Consider the following 15,023-nt stretch of genomic DNA (forward strand, 5'->3'; position numbering starts at 1 on the left):
GACTATCTTTCCATGCTCGCGCGCGAATCAGTCACGGGTCTGCGAGACCCACGCCGCGTAGAGCTCGGAGTAGATGCCGCCGGCGTTCACCAGATCGCGGTGCGGTCCCACCTCGACCAGCTCGCCGTGCTCCATGACGCCCACGATGTCTGCGCGTTCCGCGGTGGACAGCCGGTGGGCGATGACGACGGACGTGCGTCCCCGCATGAGTCCCTCGAGCGCCCGCGAGATGCGGACCTCAGTCGCCGGGTCAACGGCCGAGGTCGCCTCGTCCAGGATCAGCAGGTCCGGGTCGCGCAGGTACGCCCTCGCGATCGAGATGAACTGTCGCTCGCCGGCGGACAGCAACTCTCCGCGGGGCCCCACCGGGGTGTCGATTCCGCGCGGGAGCGTGGCGAGCCACGCCTCCAGCCCGAGGGACTCGAAGGCAGCCAGGGCGCGGCGCTCGAGGTCGTCGGCGGTGGCATCGGGCCTCGCGTACGCGAGGTTTGAGCGGATGGTGCCGTCGAACAGGAAGCCCTCCTGCGGAACCACCGCCACCGATCGGCGCAGGGACTCCATGGGGACGTCGCGCACGTCGACTCCGCCCACGCGGATCACGCCCTCGGTGGGGTCGAAGAATCGCGACATGAGCCTCGCGAGCGAGGTCTTGCCGGAGCCGGTCTGGCCCACGAGCGCGATGCGCTTGCCCGCGGGGACGTTGAGGTTGATGCCCTTGAGCACCTCGGGTCCGCCGGGATACGTCAGGCGCACGCCCTGAATGTCGAGCTCGCCGTGGCCGTGCGGGATGTCGGTGCCGTCGGGTCCAGGATCCGCCACCGTCACCGGGGCGTCGACCAGCTCGAGCACGCGACGCCAGCCGACCATCGCACGCTGCATCTCCGCGAGCATCTCGATGATCCACATCAGCGGACCGGAGAACATGTAGACCAGGAACGCGTAGGCGACCACGGTGCCGACGCTCAGGTCGCCGCTCATGCCCAGCCCCGTACCCACGATGAGCGCGAGTCCGGTCGCGAGCGATTGACCCAACACCGTGGAGGAGAAGGTGAAGGCCGCGACCCGTGACGCGCGTCGCTCCGAGGCGAGAATCGAGTCGATCTCGCCGTGGAGCTGGTCGCGCATGCGCTTCTGTACGCCGTACGACCGGATGGTGGAGACGCCGACTATCTGCTCCGACGTGCGGCCCAGGAGGTCGCCCATCTGCTCGCGCACCCACTGGAACGCCTGGCGGACGCGCGGCTGGATCCAGATCAGTGACAGCCCCATCGGGGCGAAGGCGAGCAGCACCACCACCGATAGTTGCCACGAGTAGGCGACCATCACCGCGAAGACCACCAGGGACTCGAGCGCCGCGATGATCATCGCCGCCCCGGTCCACTGCATGAGGTCCCGCATGGTGTCGACGTCGCCGGTGACCCGCGAGACGTAGCGGCCGCGCTGCTCCTCGTTCTGGGTGAGGACGGAGAGCTCGTGCACCTTCTTGAACGCGCGCACGCGCAGCGTCGCGAGACCCGCCTCGGCCGCTGTCACCATCCTGGTGCGCACCCGCCACGCGAGGATCGCGCCAACGATCAGCACCACGGCTCCCGCCGCGGCGTACCAGACCACCACCGTCGTGTTCACCCCGCCCGGCGCCAGTAGGCCCAGGTCGGTGATGCGCTGAATAAGGAAGGGCACCGCGGCCCGGCCGACCGCCGCGAGGGTCGCCAGCGCAAGCGTGACGCCGAGCCCCACGCGGAACTCTGGGCTGACGCTCAAGCCCTGCTTAAAGGTCTTGGCGAGGCTCGGCGGCTTCGCCCGGGGCGTCTTGACCTTGGGAACCTTCGCCTTGGGCGTCTTGACCTTTGGCGACTCCGCCTCGAGCGCGCTCGACTTCGCACGCATGGGCCCGGGCGTCGTCGGCTCTGGCGTCGTGAGTTCGGGCGCAGTGGGATCCGGCACCATGGGATCCGGGGTGGCGGTCATCCGACGTACCCCCGTTCCTGAGCGGCCTGGCGCTCTGAGTCCTCCTCGTAGGCGAGCACCAGCGAACGGTACACGCCGTCACGCTCGATGAGCTCCGCGTGCGATCCCGCGTCGACCACTCGGCCGTGCTCGACGTGCACCACGTGGTCCGCGAGCAGAATCGACGCCAACCGATACGCGATGATCAGCACCGTGGGGCCGCGACCGTCCGCGCCCAGGCCGCGCAGGATCTGCTGTTCGACGCGCGGGTCCACCGCGGACGTGGCGTCGTCGAGGACCAACACCCGTGGCTCGCGCACCAACGCGCGGGCCAGGGCGAGTCGCTGGCGCTGTCCCCCGGACAGGTTCATCCCGCGCTCGCTGAGCACCGCGTCGAGGGGCTCGACGCCCTCGCGCGAAAGCTTCTCGACCACGTCCAACACGTTGGCCTGCCGCAGGGCGCTCCACACCTGGTCGTCGGAGAAGTCATCGCCCAGGGTGACGTTGTCGCGCACCGAGCCCGCGAACACGAAGGCGGACTGCGGGACCAGCGCCACGTGATCCCCGAGCGCGGCGATGGTGCTCAGATCCGTGTCGTCCAGCAGGATCTCGCCTGACACGGGGCGAGCCAGGCGCGCCGCGGCGAGGGCCACGGTGCTCTTGCCCGCTCCCGTCGCGCCGACGAGTGCCGTAATGGTGCCTGGCTCTAGGGTCAGCGACACGTCGCGCAGGATCACGGCAAGGTTGCCGTCGCCGTCGTCCGCGCCGATGTCAGCACGCTCGAAGGCCACGTGTCCCGCGCCTTCGCCGGGCATGCGCACGGTGCCCGGGTCGTCGACCTCGGTCGCCGCACGCGAGATCTCGCCCACGCGACGGAACGCGACCAGCGCCTGCGGCATCTGACCCAGCAGCCATCCCAGTCCGCGAATCGGTACCGCGAGCAGAGTCACCAGGTAGATCGAGGCCACCACGTCGCCGACGCTCACCGCACCAGCGGCCGCCCGGTACGCGCCGACGATCATCAGCGCGACGGAACCTAGCGGCACCACCACATCCATCATCGGCTCGAACCAGGCCGACGTCCGGCCAACCTTGGTGTCCGCGTCGCGCAACGCTCGTGCGGACTCGGCGAAGCGCTTGGTCTCGAGGTCCTCGGCGCCTAGCGCCTTGACCACCGTGCCGCCTTCGAAGCTCTCGTGCGCGATGGTCGACACGTCGGAGCGCAGGCTCTGGCCCTTGTCCCAGCGCGGCGTGATGACGCGCTCGTACACGACGTTGACCACGAAGATCACGGGCACCACCGCGAGACCCGTGATCGCGAGCCACGGGTCCATGACCCACATCGAGTAGCCGGCGGCGAACATCATCACGAACGACCCCACCGTGAAGGCGAAGGGGTGCAGGGTGTCGGTGGCGGTCTCAGAGTCCGAGGACATGGCGGACAGCAGCCGTCCCGACGGGTTCGCGCGGTGCCAACCGAGCGGCAGGGCCGCCAGCGCATCGGCGATCACCCTTCGGTGCCTGGCGCCCACCCCGGCGACCGCGCTGCCCTGGACCGCGCGCCGCACGCCCACGAGCACGGCGTTCACGATGCCGATGGCGAGGAAGGCTCCGCCCGCGAGAATGATGGCCGTCTTGGGGTCCTGGGTGTAGTCGCCCCAGATGCCCTCGATGGGCTCCCCCTCGATTCCGGGGATGACGACGTCGTCGGTGATTCGCCCGAGCAGGGTGCCGAAGACCACCGTGAGCAGGCTGAACGCCGCAGCGGCCGCGATCGCGACGCCAAAACGTAAGGGTTCGGTGCGAAGCGCGTGTCCTAGCAGGCCGAGCGCTCGACGCGTGAAGGAGCCGTGAAGGTCGTAGTCCTTGGCGGTATCCCGGTCGGAACGGGTCACCGCACCTCAATTCCCGCAGCGCGAAGGTGGTCCTTTACCTCGGCGATGGTGAACTGACCAAAGTGGAAAACGCTCGCGGCGAGAACCGCATCGGCCCCCGCCTTGACGGCGTCGACAAAGTCCTCGGGGCGTCCCGCTCCGCCGGAGGCGACCAACGGTAGCGACACCACGGCGCGCACCGCGCGGATCATCTCGAGGTCGAAACCGGCCGCGGTACCGTCCGCGTCCATGGAGTTCAGCAGGATCTCGCCCGCCCCGAGGCGCTCGACTCGCGCGGCCCACTCGACCGCGTCGATGCCGGTACCGACTCGCCCGCCGTGCGTCGTGACCTCGAAGCCGGACTCGGTACGAGTCTCGCCCTGGCATCGGCGCGCGTCGACGGACAGCACCAGCACCTGGTTGCCAAAGCGACTCGCGATTTCGCTGATGAGCTCGGGCCGCGCGATGGCCGCCGTGTTGATGCCCACCTTGTCCGCCCCCGCGCGCAATAGCTTGTCCACGTCTTCCGTGGCTCGGATGCCGCCGCCTACCGTGAGGGGCACGAAGACCTGCTCGGCGGTGCGGCGCACCACGTCGTAGGTGGTCTCGCGGGACCCGGAGGACGCCGTGACGTCCAGGAAGGTGAGCTCGTCGGCCCCCGTGGCGCCGTACTTCGCGGCCAGCTCGACGGGGTCGCCCGCGTCGCGCAGATTCTCAAAATTGACGCCCTTGACTACTCGGCCGGCGTCTACGTCGAGGCAGGGAATGATGCGAATTGATACAGGCATTAGCTCTCCGGGTTCCACACGTCAAGGATGTCTACGACGAACACCAGCGTGCCCTTGTCGGGGTAGCCGACCTCCGCGGGCACGACGATCTCCACCTGCGAGCCGGCGGGAACGTCGATGAGTGCCTGGTCCCAGCCGGTGATGACCTGTCCCACGCCAATCTGCGTCTCAAAGGGCGCGTTCTCCGCGGGCCACGAGCTCTCGAACACGTCGCCCGACACCCAGGAGGTCTCGTCGTCCGCACCCTCGCCCCAGTGCACTCCCACGTAATTCACGGTGACGAATGAGCCGGAGGTGATCTGCTCCCCGGTGCCCTGAATCAGGGTCGACGACATCAGCGCCGGCGGTGGATCGGTGTCGGGGATCTCGATGGTGGGCTCGCCGGTGGCGCTCAGGGTGACCGCAGGCATGTCGGGGTGAGCATCGTTCTCGACCCCCACGGCGCGAATGGGCAGGACGTCAATCACCACGGCGACCGGCGGCTTTCCCGCCTCGTCGGTCGGGGCCGGGGATATCTGCAGGATTCGGGCGCCGACGTTGACGGTCTTGAGGACGTCGTACAACTCCTGACCCACCACCTCGGGCGCGAGCAGGAACGACCGCGGCAGGCCGTCGTACGTGTTGATCAGCTGAGTGTGGTCCTCGAGCGACTCGCCGTAGATGTCGAGCAGCAGCGGCTGGCCCTCCTGAAGCGGGTCGCCATCGCCGTCCCACTCCACGCGGTACTCGGGCTCGAGGTAGTCGAGGCCCGGCACAAAGTCGAGGGTGGGCGCCAGGGAGTCCGACGAGCCGATGGTGATGGCGTCGATCTGGCCGGTGGCGGTCGCGCTCGCGGACGGATCCGTGCTCGACGATGCGCATCCCGCTGCCGTCAGCACGACGGCAAGGGTCAGAGCGACGAGGCGGCGCATACGCGTCCTTTCAGGGGATGAGACGATTATTCTACCGGCGCTGCGGAGGCGCCAAGCATCCCCAGGAGAACGTCTACGCGCTCGTCCTCGTTCCTGAAGGGATCCTTAAGGAGAACCGTCCGTCCATCATTACCGGTGATCTTCAGGTGGACCCAGTCCACGGTGAAGTCCCTGCCCGCGGCAAGGGCGGCCGTGACGAAGAGCCCGCGCAGCCGGGCGCGCGTGGTCGACGGCGCCTGGGTCATGGCCAGCTCGATCTGCTCGTCGGTGATGATTCGCCTCACCAGGCCCTGACGCTGCAGTCGGTAGAACAGGCCGCGCTCCGGGGAGATGTCGTGGAATGCGAGCTCGAGCCGCGCTAGTCGGGGGTCGTCCAGCTCGCACTCCAGCTTTTGCTGATAGCGCATGACCACCCGGTGCTTGATCGCCCAGTCCAGCTCGGTCTCCACCAGGGAGAAGTCCTGGGTCCGGACGGCGTCGATGCCGCGCTGCCACAGGTCCAGGATCGACTCGACCTCAGCGGTGGGCTCGATCACTCCACCGACGTGGCCGCGCACGGCGTCCAGGTACGCCTGCTGCAGCTCGACGGCGGTCAGGTGTCTTCCGTCCGTGAGCTCCACCGTCACCGTGCCGGTCAGATCGTGCGCGATGTCGCGAATCGCCTGCATCTCGCGCACCAAAGCGACCTTCGGAAAGTCGGCACGCGCCTCCATGATCCGCAGCACCAGGTCCGTCGCGCCCACCTTGAGCAGCGCGGTGGGTTCCGACATCGTGGAGTCGCCCACGATGATGTGCATCCGGCGGTACAGGTCCGCGTTCGCGTGCGGCTCGTCGCGGGTGTTGATCATGGGGCGCGAGCGGGTGGTGGCCGAGCTCATCCCCTCCCACATGTGGTCCGCGCGCGGCGAGAACGAGTAGTGCGCGCCCTCGGGGGTGCGTGTGATGCAGCCCGCCCCGGTCACGATCTGTCTCGAGATGAGGAAAGGAAGCAGGTTCGAGGCGAAGGCCTTGAAGTCGGGCCTCCTGCGCACCAGGTAGTTCTCGTGGCACCCGTAGCTGTTGCCCGCCGAGTCGACGTTGTTCTTGTACAGGTGGATGGTGCCGTCGATGCCCGCGGCGCGCAGCCGCTCCTCGCCCTCCGCGATCAGGTTGTGGACGATGCGCTCGCCCGCCTTGTCCGCGGCGATGAGGTCAGTCAAAGAGTCGCACTCGGAGGTCGCGTACTCGGGGTGAGCGCCGACGTCGATGTACAGCCGCGACGCGTTGGGCAGGAAGACGTTGGACGACCGCCCCCACTTCACGACCGAGTGGAACAGGTGCCCGGCGACCTCCTCCGGCGTGACGCTGCGAGACGTCTCGGTGTCCAGGTGCAGCCCGAACTCGGTCTCGAGGCCGAAGATCCTGCGGGTGGGGTCGACCTCGAGGGGCGTGGGTATATCCGTGGAAATCATGACCGATGCGCGTGGCCGGGGACGGCTACTCGCCGCCCTTTTGCACGAACGAGCGAACGAACTGCTCGGCGTTGACCTGCAGCGAGCCGTCGATCTCGTCCAGGAGGTCGTCGAGCGCGTCCGTCGTCACGGACTGCGTGGGCGCCGCCGGCGCGTCGGGGAGGTCGGGCAGGTCGTCTTCGTGAGACTGGCCGGAAGAGTGAGTCTGAGGCATGCCCCTGAGTCTATCCCCCGATGAGCTGGTCGAGGAGGGGGTGCGTGGTCGCCAACGGGTCGTCCAGGTGGACTACCTCGAGGTCGCCGTGGTCGGTATCGCGGTCGAGCACCACGGAGGACCATCCGGCCGCGTCCAGGAGATCGGGCCGGGCGGACACCATGTCGCCCCGCAGCCGCGCCCGCGTGTCGCGCGGCGCGGTCCTCATCGCCGCCGCCATGTCTTCGGCGCTGACGATGGTCTCCACCGCGCCGGCGCGTTCGAGTCGCGCCGCGAGCCCGCTTCCCAGCTGACTCCACTGCACGTCCGCGGCTGCCAGCCGCGCGTCGTCCCACGGCAACTCCCGCGACACACCATCCGCGTCGGGCGTCGCGTACTTGGTTCGCATGCGGCCAAGCAGCTGCAACTTGGCGACCCACTCGACCTCGCGAGCGGCCCCGAAAAGGTCGCGCTCGAGCAGGTCAAGGACGCTCTCCCAGCGAGAGATCACATACGCGTCGACTGCGGTTGCCACGTAGTCGCGGCACACCTCCAGCAGGGCGCGCTGGATCTGCAGCGCCGTAGCCTTCTCCCCCGATGCCAGGGATAGCGGCGCGCGCAGGGTGAGGTCGCGCGACACGGTCTGGACGTCGCCAACCGGCTCGCGCAGCTCGCACGCCCCGAGTCGCGCGTCCTGCGCCTCGATCGCGGCCAGCACTAGCGCGGTGGTGCCCATCTTGAGCAGGGTCGGGACGTCCATGCAGTTCGCGTCGCCGATGATCACGTGTAGCCGGCGCCACTTGCTGCGCTCGGCGTGGGGCTCGTCGCGGGTGTTGATGATGGGACGGCGCAGGGTGGTCTCGAGCCCCACCTCCGCCTCCATGTAGTCGGCGCGCTGGGAGATCTGGAAGCCCGCGCTCTCACCGCGCTGGCCGAGTCCTACGCGGCCCGCGCCCGTGAAGATCTGGCGTGTCACCAGGTGCGCGGTGAGGTAACTGATCACTTCGTCGAAGTCGGTGTCGCGGCGGATCAGGAAGTTCTCGTGCGTGCCGTAGCTCGCTCCCTTGCCGTCCACGTTGTTCTTGTATAGCGCGACGCGCTCACCCTCGGTCCGCTCGTACTGCTCGGATGCCGCGAGCGCGATGGCGTCGCCCGCCCGGTCCCACAGCACCGCGTCGCGGGCGTTGGATACCTCTGGCCCCGAGTACTCGGGGTGCGCGTGGTCCACGTAGAAGCGGGCGCCGTTGGACAGCACCGCGTTGAGGTGCGCGGGGTCCTCCCACGAGCCGCGCCGGCGGCGCAGCGTCACGGCCTGCGCGGCCTCGTCGAAGTCGGGCGCGTCGGTCAGCATGTCGGCGGTGGCGGTCCTGCGCGAGCGCCGCATACCGCGCTGATCCTGCAAGGGGTCCTCCCCGCCGTAGTCCCAACGCGTGTTCGACTGCCCGGCCCACTCGCGGCAGGCGGACACCAGTCGCGAGGACATCAGGATCGGGTTGGCGCCGGGACGGTCCGGGTCGGTGATGCCGTACTCGGTCTCGATCCCCATCACGCGCATCGGCTACTCGCCTCCGAGCGTTCCGGCGGCGACCGCGCGCGCCTCCAGCAGTTCCTGCTCGCACGCGTCACGCAGGTGAGTCGCGGTGATGCCGCGCTCCCCCCCGGAGATCAGCGACTTGATGGCGCCGGTCTTGGCGCGGTCGACGATGTTGCGGATCAGCGCGCCGGAGACGTACTCCGGGGTGTCCGGGTAGCCGAACAGCGTATCCACCGCCACGGCGGTGAGCGCGCGGGCCGTGCCCACCGCATCGTCCCCGTGCTGGGCGAGCTCGCTCGGGGCCATCGGCACCGAGGCGGTCAGGTACTTGCTGAAGATGTCGGACGCGGACGCGGGACCGGGCCGGGAGACCTCGATCTTCACGTCCAGGCGACCCGGTCGCAGGATGGCGGGGTCGATCATGTCCTCGCGGTTGGACGCGCCAATCACGATGACGTTGCTTAAGCCCTCGACGCCGTCCAACTCCGTGAGGAGCTGGGGGACGATGGTGGTCTCCATGTCGGAGCTCACGCCAGAGCCACGCGAGCGGAACAGCGCGTCCATCTCGTCGAAGAAGACCACGACGGGGGCGCCGGTGGAGGCCTTGGAGCGCGCGCGCTCGAAGATGGTGCGAATGTAGCGCTCCGTTTCCCCCACGTACTTGTTCAGCAGCTCCGGGCCCTTGACGGACAGGAAGTACGAGCGATCCGCTCCCACCGCCTCACCCAGCGAGTGCGCGACCGCCTTGGCGATGAGCGTCTTGCCGCACCCGGGGGGGCCGTAGAGCAGCAGTCCCCGCGGCGGGCGCAGGTCGTGCTCGATGTACAGCTCGGGGTGGCGGATGGGCAGCTCGATCGCGTCGCGGATGCGCTCGATCTGCGGGGCGAGGCCACCGATCGCGCGGTAGTCGACGTCGGGCACCTCCTCGAGCATGAGCGCCTCGACGCCGCTGCGGTCCACCTTCTCCGACGCGAAGCCGGTGCGCGGGTCGATGATGACAGTGTCACCCTCGGACACGCGCGAGTGGGCGTCGCCGCCGATCATGATGACCACGCGCTCGTCCTCGCCGCGCGAGACCACGAGCACGCGGTCGGCGTCGATCACTTCGCGCACCAGCGCGGCCTGCCCAGCACGTTCGGGCTCCGCGGTACCGACCACCACCATCATGGCGTTCAGCAATACCTCGTCACCCGGCTCGAGCTCGCGCCCCAGCGAAGGCAGCACGGTCACGCGCATGCGGCGGCCGCTGGAGACGATGTCCGCGAACTCCCCCGCCCACTTCACGAACGTCGCGAAGCTCTGCGGCGGGGCCGATGCCTCGGCGAGCTTGACCTTCATCTCGCCTAGCTGGTCGCGTGCGACGGTCAGCAGTCGCTGCAATTCGCGGTTCTGGCGCTCGAGCGCCGCTGCCTGGTCCTGTCCCTCTGCCACCATCAGCCAACCTCCTCAGTGGGCTCCGTCGCCTCGGCGGCGGGATTCTTGCGTGGTCCTGCACCGCTCGTGTCGGGCGGAACCCCGAGGACGTCGCGACGCACCTTACGAATCTTCTTCTCGCTGACCGGGCGCTCGCCCAGGTCCTCCGGGGTCCACTGCGACTCGACCGGGTAGGCGCCCTTGGCGGGGCGGCGGTGGCGCAGCGGCGCGTCGACGCCGGGGGCCATGCGACGGGCAGTGAGCAGGAAGCCGGTGTGGCCGATCATGCGGTGATCCGGGCGTACCGACAGTCCCTCGAGGTGCCACGTGCGCACTAGGTTCTCCCACGCCACGGGCTCCGTGAAGCCGCCGTGCTCGCGCAGGTCCTCCGCGAGACGCGACATCTGCGTGGCAGTGGCGACGTAGGCGAGGAAGACGCCGCCGGGCGTCAGCGCATCGGCCGCCGCGTCGATGTTCTCCCAGGGGGCGAGCATGTCGAGCACGATGCGGTCCACGGTGCCGGGCTCGGCGACGAGCGCCACCTGGTCCGCGAAGTCGCCAATCTCCAGGCGCCACGCCGGGTGGTCGCCGCCAAAGTGCGACTCGACGTTGGCGCGTGCGATGTCCGCGAAGTCCTCGCGGCGCTCGATCGACACCAGTTCACCGGCGTCGCCAACGGCGCGCAGCAGCGACATGGTCAGAGCGCCTGAACCGACGCCCGCCTCGACGACGCGAGCGCCCGGAAAGATGTCCGCCATCTGGATGATCTGGCCGGCGTCCTTGGGGTAGATCACGGCCGCCCCGCGCGGCATGGACAGCACCAGGTCGCTGAGCAGCGGGCGTAGCACCAGGTAGTCGACGCCGGCGGTGTTGCGAATCACGGTGCCCTCGGGCTGGCCGATCAGGTCGTCGTGCGTGAACTGGCCGCGGTGGGTGTGAAAGGTCTTGCCCTGGACGAGGGTGATCGTGTGGTGGCGACCCTTCGCATCGGTCAACTGGACGCGGTCGCCGGCGCGCAGCGGGCCGCGGCGCTGGTCTGCGCCCGTGGGGGTGGGGATTGAGGAAGTCATCCGCCCAGTCTAGGCGGCGTTACTGCACCGCTTTGAGCGCGTCGTTTGCTCGCACCACGCCGATCACGCGGCCGTGTTCCACCACGGCCCACACCTCGGTCTGTCCCCACCACTGGCGCAGGAACTGGACGAACTCCTGGCCGCGCAGGTCGGGGCTCATCTGCGCACCTCGCGGCAGCGGCATCGTGACGGACTGCAGCTGCGTGTGCTGCCGCTCCGACACGGGCACGGCGTCGATCAGGCTGACCGGGAAGTGCCCGGCAGGAGTGTTGTCGCCCGCGAGCACCACGATCTCCTGTGCGCCGGTCCTGGCCGCGAGCTCGCTGGCGTCCTGGACGGTGGCGTCGAAGGCGATGGGGGCGGCGCTCACCATGATGGTGCGCGCGCCGATGCTGTCGATCCGCGCCATGGCCTTGGAGCCCTTGAGGGCGGCCGATGCGGCGGGCCACAGTACTCCGAAGATGATGAATCCCCACAGCACGTCGAACATATCTGGCGTGTTGCCGCGCAGGAACGGAAGGCCGATCGACGCCACCAGGACTCCGACGGCGATCACCCGACCGGCCCAGGCCGCGGCGATGGTGCCCCTGTGCCGGTCCTTGGTGACGCCCCACACGAGCGCCTCGAGCGCGCGCCCGCCGTCCATCGGGATGCCGGGTAGGGCGTTGAAGGCGGCCAGCAGAAGGTTGGCCCACACGATCCACCACAGCCCAGCGCCCACCACGCCGGTGGGCTGCGTGAACTGGAGGGCGACGGCGACGACTCCCGCGATCACGACGTTCGCCGCGGGCCCGGCCAGCGACACCACGCCGTTGACGACGGGGGTCAGGTTGCGGGAGTCGAAAGAGGTGTGTCCGCCCCACAGGGTGAGGACAATCTCGTGCACGTTGCGGCCGAAGGCGCGCGCGGCGACGGCGTGCGCCACCTCGTGCAGGAAGACCGAGAAGATCAGGGCGGCCGCCAGGATCAGGCCGATCGTGAAGCCGCTGCGCGTCACCGAGCCGCCGGAGTTGCTCAGCAGGAACGCGAGGATCACCAGCATCAGGAGCGTCGAGGGTTGGATGACGACGCGCGCGCCGAGCACGTGCCCGAACGAGAATCCTTTGGTGCGGGGGGTGTGATCTGCCATGAGTCCACCGTAGATGCTCGCGGGGCCCACGCCTCGCGTTAACCCGTGCACTACGCGGCAGGCGAAACGCCGGTCGCACTAGTCTCCGCCAGCGCCCAAAGGGGTTCAACGCGATTCGGCCGCGCGCCCTACTGTGGTGGGATGACTGACGCCCCACTGCCGACCGACGAAACCACCACGCCAGCATCCGCGCCCGTCTCGCGCGGGTCCGGCCCGCGCAAGCCGGCACTGTCCCCCTCGCGCGCCGGCGACTTTCGCCAGTGCCCGCTGATGTTCCGGCTGCGACTCATCGACAAGATTCCGGAGCCGCCCTCCCCCGCGGCCACGCTGGGCACCCTGGTGCACTCGGTCCTCGAGGACCTCTACGACCTCCCCGCCGCCCAGCGCACGCTGGACAGCGCCGCAGCGATGGTCGAGCCGCAATGGCACGCCATGGTCGCCAAGCAGCCCGACCTTGCGGACCTCCACGCGGACGATGCCGCGGTCCAGGCGTGGCTCGCCGACGGCGTGGGCCGGCTCGGCACGTACTTCCAGATGGAGAATCCTCAGCGCCTCGAGCCGCAGGCCCGGGAGGAGTTCGTCGAGTTTCAGCTCGAGGACGGTCCGCTGCTGCGCGGGATCATCGACCGCGTCGACGTGGCCCCCGACGGCTCCATCCGCCTGATCGACTACAAGACCGGCAAGAAGCCGCTGCCGCAGTACTCGGCCAAGGTGCAGTTCCAGATGCGCTTCTACGCGCTGCTGGTGGAGCGCCTGCGCGGCACCCGCCCGGCGCTGCTGCAGCTGCTGTTCCTGCGCGACGGCGGAACCATCGAGCTGCGCCCGGACGCCGGCGACCTGGAGAAGGTGGAGTTCGAGATTCGCGAGCTGTGGAACGACATCCGCGCCGCAGCGGAGTCCGGCAACTTCCGCCCCCGCAAGTCCAAGCTGTGCGGCTGGTGCAACTTCCAGGACCAGTGCCCCGAGTTTGGCGGCGTGACCCCGCCGCTGGACACCGTCGCGATGGAGCGTTCGCTAGGCATCAGCGTCGCGTAGGGCTGATTCGCGCGCCCTGTTTCGCTAGACGCCCGAGCCGAGCTCGTCGATGACGGTGCCGGCCGCGACGTCGCGGAGCCCGTCGATTCCCAGCCGGTCAAGGCTGGTGACCCGAGTGAGCCCGGGAAGAGGCTCCACCGGCGTCAGCCGCTTGACCGCGATCGTGCGCGCTCCCGACGCGTACGCCGCGCCGATGCCCGACGGCGAGTCCTCGATCGCGACGCAGTCCTCGATGTCGACACCTAGCCGCTGGGCAGCCAGCAGGTACGACTCGGGGTGCGGCTTGCCGTTGGTCACCTCGTCGCCGGAGACCACCACCGAGAACGCGTCGGGCACGCTCTGCGTCGCGGCCTCGGCGAGAACGGCGTAGGACATCGTCACGAGCGCGCAAGGGATGCCGGCGGCCAGCGTCTGTTCCAGCAGCAGCCGGGCGTCGCTCTGCCACGGGACGTGGCGGCGCACCTGCTCGGCCACCCGGGCGATCAGGAAGTCGACGATGTCGGTGACGTCCATGTCCACACCGCGTCCGCGCAACAGCGCTGCCGAGGCGGGCAGTGGCTTGCCGACAAGCGTCAGCCCGTCCTCGTGCGTCCACGTCACGCCGAATTTGAGGGCGAGTTCCGTCTCCGCCGCGATCCAATACGGTTCCGAGTCGATCAGGGTGCCGTCGAGGTCCCACAGCACGGCCGCGGGAAGGTCGGCGCGGCGGGCATCGGGGTAGGTGGAGTCTGTGGGCGAGGCGTCAGTGAAGTCAGTCGTCATAGGAGTTCAGTCTAGGCTGGGCGCATGAGCAGCGAGATTGACCCCCCTGCACTCGATCCCCGCGAGTCCATCATGATCGCGGCGTTCGAGGGCTGGAACGATGCCGGATCCGCCGCCTCCGCGGCGCTCGACCACCTGGTCAAGACCTGGAGCGCCACCGAGCACAAGACGCTCGACTCCGAGGAATACCACGACTTCCAGGTCAATCGCCCGACCATCTCGCGCCTGCCAACCGGGGACCGTTTTGTGTCCTGGCCAGGCACCATCGTCTCCACCGTGAACGACCCGCTGGACACTCGCCGCACCATCGCCCTGGTGCGCGGCATCGAGCCGTCGATGCGCTGGCGGCAGTTCGCAGCGGAGATTCTGGACAGCGCGCAGCAGCTCGGCGTCACCACCCTTATCACCGCCGGGGCGCTGCTGGTGGACGCCCCTCACACCCGCCCGCTGCCCACGTTCGTCACCAGCGAGGACGCCGATACCCGCAAGAAGTTCGACCTCGAGCGCTCCGACTACGACGGCCCCACGGGGATCCTGGGCGTCCTGGGCCACGAGGCCAGCCTGCGCGGCATCCGGGTGTTGTCGGTCTGGGTGGGCATCCCCCACTACGTCGGTCACCCTCCCAGCCCCAAGGGCACCATGGCGTTGCTGGGACAGATCGAGCAGTTCCTCAGCACCCCGATCGACCTTGCCGACCTGCCCTATGAGGCCGAGGCCTGGCAGCGCGGGGCGGACGAACTCGCCGAAGACGACGAGGAGATCGGCGACCACGTCAAGCAGCTCGAAGAGCTCATGGACGAGACCAACCTGCCGGAGGCCTCCGGCGAGGCGATCGCCGCCGAGTTCGAGCAGTTCCTGCGTCGCCGCGACGGCGGCGCCGGGAAGTAGCGCGACCCCCCGCCCTCAATTCAGGGCG

General features: G+C 69.1%; 13 protein-coding genes. 2 read left to right on the plus strand and 11 right to left on the minus strand.

The window, feature by feature from the left end; translation table 11 throughout:
- Window positions 1–27 precede the first annotated feature (27 nt).
- The 10 genes from ACQU6B_RS07170 to ACQU6B_RS07215 are packed head-to-tail and all read right to left on the minus strand — an operon-like array spanning window position 28 to window position 12,310.
- Window positions 28–1,968, minus strand: coding sequence for an ABC transporter ATP-binding protein (locus ACQU6B_RS07170; RefSeq protein ID WP_430866861.1), 1,941 nt, complete (start codon window positions 1,966–1,968; stop codon window positions 28–30).
- On the minus strand, window positions 1,965–3,842 hold the full coding sequence (locus ACQU6B_RS07175; protein WP_430866862.1) for an ABC transporter ATP-binding protein: 1,878 nt from the start codon (window positions 3,840–3,842) through the stop codon (window positions 1,965–1,967). The genes ACQU6B_RS07170 and ACQU6B_RS07175 overlap by 4 nt, the downstream gene beginning before the upstream one ends.
- On the minus strand, window positions 3,839–4,609 hold the full coding sequence (hisF, locus tag ACQU6B_RS07180; protein ID WP_430866863.1) for an imidazole glycerol phosphate synthase subunit HisF: 771 nt from the start codon (window positions 4,607–4,609) through the stop codon (window positions 3,839–3,841). Before hisF ends, ACQU6B_RS07175 begins: the two co-directional genes overlap by 4 nt.
- Complete coding sequence (locus tag ACQU6B_RS07185) at window positions 4,609–5,520, minus strand: FKBP-type peptidyl-prolyl cis-trans isomerase (RefSeq protein WP_430866864.1); 912 nt, start codon at window positions 5,518–5,520, stop codon at window positions 4,609–4,611. The genes hisF and ACQU6B_RS07185 overlap by 1 nt, the downstream gene beginning before the upstream one ends.
- Window positions 5,521–5,546: 26 nt before the next feature.
- Window positions 5,547–6,971: a Pup--protein ligase gene (pafA, locus tag ACQU6B_RS07190; protein WP_430866865.1), complete on the minus strand. Its 1,425-nt coding sequence runs from the start codon at window positions 6,969–6,971 to the stop codon at window positions 5,547–5,549.
- Between the two features lie 25 nt (window positions 6,972–6,996).
- Window positions 6,997–7,185, minus strand: coding sequence for a ubiquitin-like protein Pup (locus tag ACQU6B_RS07195; protein ID WP_430866866.1), 189 nt, complete (start codon window positions 7,183–7,185; stop codon window positions 6,997–6,999).
- Between the two features lie 10 nt (window positions 7,186–7,195).
- Window positions 7,196–8,719: a depupylase/deamidase Dop gene (gene dop, locus ACQU6B_RS07200; protein ID WP_430866867.1), complete on the minus strand. Its 1,524-nt coding sequence runs from the start codon at window positions 8,717–8,719 to the stop codon at window positions 7,196–7,198.
- A gap of 3 nt (window positions 8,720–8,722) precedes the next feature.
- Entirely contained in the window at window positions 8,723–10,132 is a 1,410-nt protein-coding gene (arc, locus tag ACQU6B_RS07205) for a proteasome ATPase (RefSeq protein ID WP_430866868.1), read from the minus strand.
- A complete protein-coding gene (locus tag ACQU6B_RS07210) occupies window positions 10,132–11,181 on the minus strand; it encodes a tRNA (adenine-N1)-methyltransferase (protein WP_430866869.1) in 1,050 nt (349 codons plus the stop codon). The genes arc and ACQU6B_RS07210 overlap by 1 nt, the downstream gene beginning before the upstream one ends.
- A gap of 19 nt (window positions 11,182–11,200) precedes the next feature.
- The gene (locus ACQU6B_RS07215; protein WP_430866870.1) at window positions 11,201–12,310 is read right to left on the minus strand and encodes a site-2 protease family protein; all 1,110 of its coding nucleotides are present in this window, start codon (window positions 12,308–12,310) and stop codon (window positions 11,201–11,203) included.
- Between the two features lie 141 nt (window positions 12,311–12,451).
- Between ACQU6B_RS07215 and ACQU6B_RS07220 the strand changes: the two genes are divergently transcribed.
- Entirely contained in the window at window positions 12,452–13,345 is an 894-nt protein-coding gene (locus tag ACQU6B_RS07220; RefSeq protein ID WP_430866871.1) for a RecB family exonuclease, read from the plus strand.
- A 24-nt stretch (window positions 13,346–13,369) separates the two neighbouring features.
- Here ACQU6B_RS07220 and ACQU6B_RS07225 read toward each other — a convergent pair whose 3' ends face one another.
- Window positions 13,370–14,107: an HAD family hydrolase gene (locus ACQU6B_RS07225; RefSeq protein ID WP_430866872.1), complete on the minus strand. Its 738-nt coding sequence runs from the start codon at window positions 14,105–14,107 to the stop codon at window positions 13,370–13,372.
- A 24-nt stretch (window positions 14,108–14,131) separates the two neighbouring features.
- Between ACQU6B_RS07225 and ACQU6B_RS07230 the strand changes: the two genes are divergently transcribed.
- Window positions 14,132–14,995 (plus strand): PAC2 family protein, encoded by an 864-nt coding sequence (locus tag ACQU6B_RS07230; protein WP_430866873.1) that lies wholly within the window; start codon window positions 14,132–14,134, stop codon window positions 14,993–14,995.
- Window positions 14,996–15,023: the final 28 nt, after the last annotated feature.

Origin of the sequence: Demequina aurantiaca (genome assembly GCF_050598105.1) — a bacterium.
In the GTDB taxonomy this organism is placed as follows: Bacteria; Actinomycetota; Actinomycetes; order Actinomycetales; family Demequinaceae; genus Demequina; species Demequina aurantiaca_A.